Below are 3097 nucleotides of genomic sequence, written 5' to 3'. Positions count from 1 at the left end.
CCCCTCGCCGCGGGAACACCCCCATCGCCTCGAAGACTCGGCACTTGCCCCTGAAGGGGGAAGAAAAGAACCAGCCGAGCCTCTAGCCTCCCCGCCCCGCACGGAGAACTTGCACCGTCTGCGCGTGACTAGCCTTCGACTGTTGTCACCAAACCGATGCTCCGGGACCAGCCGAAGCGGAAAGGACCCTCTGTGAACCTCATCGAGATACTGGACCGCAATGCAAGGAAGTTCCCCGAAAAGGACGCCATCCGCTACGAGGGTCGGGGGTTGAGCTTCGCCGATCTGACCGACCAGGCGTACCGTGCCGCGGCGGTGCTGCAGTCCTGGGGTGTCACCAAGGGCGATCGTGTGGCGATCATGAGCTTCAACACGCCGTCGTTTCCGATAGCGTTCTTCGGCGCACTCGCGGCCGGCGCAGCCGTCGTTCCCGTCAACCACAAGCTCGCCGTCCCCGAGGTCGAGTACATCCTCGACCACAGCGGAGCGAAGGTGTTCCTCTTCGACGGGGCGCTGGCCCCCCTGGCAGGCAAGCTCGACACGACCGCCAAACGGGGATCGCTCGACACTCCGGCCGACGGCTACCCCCATTTCGACGCGGCGCTGGCCTCGGCGGCGGACCCGTCACCGGTCGAAGTCGCCGACGACGACATGGCCGAGCTCCTCTACACGTCGGGTACGACCGGAAAACCGAAAGGGTGCGTGCACTCGCACCGCAACGTCATCATGGCCGGGATCACCGGCGCCCTGCTGGCGCAGTACAGCCAGGACGACCGGGTGTTGCTGGCGATGCCGATCTGGCATTCGTCCCCGCTGAACAACTGGTTCGTGGCCGCACAGTATCTGGGGGCCACCACCGTGCTGCTGCGCGAGTACCACCCGCTGCACTTCCTCGAAGCGGTCCAGGACGAGCAGTGCACCATCTACTTCGGCGCCCCGATCAGCTACCTGGCTCCGCTGGCGATGGTGCCCAACTTCGACGAGTTCGACCTGTCGTCGATCCGTGCCTGGATCTACGGCGGCGGTCCGATCGACGCGAAGAACGCGAGGGTGCTGATGGACAAGTACCGCAGCGACCGTTTCTACCAGGTGTACGGGATGACCGAGGCAGGCCCTTCGGGCACGGCGCTGTTCCCCTCCGAGCAGGTCTCCAAGGCCGGTTCGATCGGCCGCACCGCGCTGCCGGGTGCCAACGTCAAGGTGATGAAGAGCACGACCGAAGAGGCGAAGGCCGGTGAGGTCGGCGAGGTCTGGCTCATGGCCGACTCCATGATGGTCGGCTACTACAACGACCCCGAGGCCACCGGCGCCGCCTTCGAGAACGGCTGGTACCGCACCGGCGACATCGCCAGGGTCGACGAGGACGGCTACCTCTACATCGTCGACCGGATCAAGGACATGATCGTGACCGGCGGCGAGAACGTGTACTCCAAAGAGGTGGAGGACGTCATCATGTCGCACCCGGACGTGGCCGGTGTCGCGGTGATCGCCAAACCGCATCCCGAGTGGGGTGAGACCGTCCTCGCTCTGATCGTGCCGAAACCCGATACGACGGTGAGTGCAGACGACCTCACGGCGTTCCTCGGCGACCATCTCGCCAGGTACAAGATCCCCCGCGAGTTCCGCTTCGTCGACGAGCTCCCCTACACACCGACCGGCAAGGTCATGAAGTACCGACTTCGCAACGAGCTCGACAACGACCCGGCGACAGACTGAAGAGGCGACCATGTACGACTTCCTGTTGAACGACGAACAGCGCAAGATGCGCGACGAGGCCCGCGACCTCGTCGCGTGGGTTCCCAAAGACATGATCGCCAAGATGGATCGCGACGAGATCCGCTTCCCGACCGAGTTCCTCGCCGAGGCGGGACGTCGCAACCTGCTCGGCTGCCGCTACCCGAAACGGTGGGGCGGACGGGGCATGGACTGGGTGACGACGTGCGCGGTGATGGAGGAGATCGGCACACTCGGCTACATCTTCGCCTGCACGTTCGGGGTGGGCGCCGAGCTGGTGTGTGATGCCATCGTCATCCACGGCACCGACGCCCAGAAAGCCAAGTACGTCAAGCCGCTGCTGGCGGGCGAGATCTTCGCCGCCGAGGGGCTCACCGAACCGCGCGGCGGATCCGACTTCTTCGGTACCACGACATCGGCGGTCGATCGTGGCGATCACTTCGTGCTCAACGGTCAGAAACGCTTCATCGTCGGCGCGGAGGGAGCGGACTTCTTCCTGGCCTATGCGAGAACGAACACCGACGTGAAGCCCCAGGATGGGATCACGGCGTTCATCGTCGATCGAGGCCCCGGGGTGACGGTCGACTATCTGTACAACCTGATGGGTTCTCGAGGCGGAGGCGCGGGCCGTGTCGTGTTCAAGGACGTGATCGTGCCCAAGGAGAACGTGATCGGCACCGTCGACGGTGGGGTGCACGTGTTCAACACGATGATGATCCCCGAGCGTCTCGCCACCGCGGCGATGACCATCGGGCCCGCCACGGCGGCCCTGGAGGTCGCCGGCGGCTACACGACCCGCCGCAAGGCGTTCGGCAAGACGATCAACCGGTTCGAAGGGGTCAGCTTTCAGGTCGCCGAGGCGGCCATGCTCCTCGACGCCGCACGGTCCCTGGTGTACACGACCGCACGCGCCGTCGACGAGGGCGCAGACGCCGGCATGACCCGCAGGCACATCTCCGAGACGAAGAAGTTCGTGACCGAGTCGTGCCAGAAGGTCGTCCACAACGCCATGCAGGTCATGGGCGGGATCGGCTACACGTCCGTCTACCCGATCGAACGTCACTACCGGGATCTGCGCCTCGCGTCGATCTGGACCGGAACCAACGAGGTGATGAGCATGATCATCGCCCACGAGTGGTACCGCGAGTACGCCGACCGCCACCGCCGCGGCACCGCGTACCGTGACTGGGAAGCCGACGCCCTCGACGCAGACGCCACCGACGAGAAAGTCTACGAATAGGGCCTTTTCCTGGCAGAGGGAAGTGGCCGAAGCGAGGAACCAACCGAGGAAGATGGGGTAGAGCCTCCCCCAGCGCGGGCACACCCCCATCGCCTCGAAGACTCGGCACTTCCCCCTGAAGGG

General features: G+C 65.1%; 2 protein-coding genes. Both read left to right on the top strand.

Annotated features, from left to right (window positions below; genetic code table 11):
• Positions 1–192: 192 nt before the first annotated feature.
• Positions 193–1716: an AMP-binding protein gene (locus GXP34_09295; protein NOY56169.1), complete on the top strand. Its 1524-nt coding sequence runs from the start codon at positions 193–195 to the stop codon at positions 1714–1716.
• A 10-nt stretch (positions 1717–1726) separates the two neighbouring features.
• Positions 1727–2974 (top strand): acyl-CoA/acyl-ACP dehydrogenase, encoded by a 1248-nt coding sequence (locus GXP34_09290; protein NOY56168.1) that lies wholly within the window; start codon positions 1727–1729, stop codon positions 2972–2974.
• Positions 2975–3097 lie beyond the last annotated feature (123 nt).

Source organism: Actinomycetota bacterium, assembly GCA_013152275.1.
Classification (GTDB): domain Bacteria; phylum Actinomycetota; class Acidimicrobiia; order Spongiisociales; family UBA4744; genus BMS3Bbin01.
The sequence above is the reverse complement of the archived record's forward strand: the minus strand, read 5'-3'. Positions and strand labels throughout refer to the sequence as shown.